A 651-nucleotide genomic window follows, 5' to 3' on the forward strand; every position below is an offset into this window, starting at 1 on the left:
GATTGAGTGGGCGACCTTCTTCGCTGCCACCTTGGTTGGCATGATAGGGGTTCATTGGTCTCACCGCTTTTTGGCTCATCCAAAAGTGTTTACTGTCGCTGCATTGATACCTATGGTGCCGGGCGTTTTTGCTTACAAAGCGATGATTGCGATGGTGGAGATTAACCATTTGGGTTACTCGCCAGAGTTAATTGCGACCTGCATGGAGAACTTTCTTAAAGCCATGTTTATTATTGCTGGTTTAGCAGTTGGCCTCGCAGTTCCTGGGCTGTTATTCTACCGCCGCAGACCGATAGTATAAGGACCCGACATGATCATTAGTATGATTGCCGCGATGGCAGACAACCGCGTTATTGGCAAAGATAATCAAATGCCTTGGCATCTTCCTGCGGATTTTGCTTGGTTTAAACGTTGTACGATGGGGAAGCCCGTCGTAATGGGAAGAAAGACTTACGATTCAATTGGTCGCCCTTTGCCAGGACGTTTGAATATTGTCATTAGCCGAGATGAATCATTGAGTATTGAAGGCGTTACGACGGTGACTTCAGTTGAAAAAGCGTTAGAGGCTGCAGGTGATGTTGAAGAAGTAATGATCATTGGTGGCGGTGCTATCTATGCTTCTTGTTTAGCGATGGCAAATAAACTGTACGT

Annotated in this window: 2 protein-coding genes; both read left to right on the plus strand. The window is 46.2% G+C overall.

The features are described from left to right. Window positions 1-301 (plus strand): threonine/serine exporter family protein (locus R7Q11_RS26955; protein ID WP_225467085.1); only part of this gene is annotated, 301 nt, incomplete at its 5' end. A gap of 9 nt (window positions 302-310) precedes the next feature. Beyond that, a partial coding sequence (locus R7Q11_RS26960) for a dihydrofolate reductase (protein ID WP_225467086.1) occupies window positions 311-651 on the plus strand: 341 nt, incomplete at its 3' end.

This window comes from Vibrio sp. 970, from assembly GCF_033339075.1.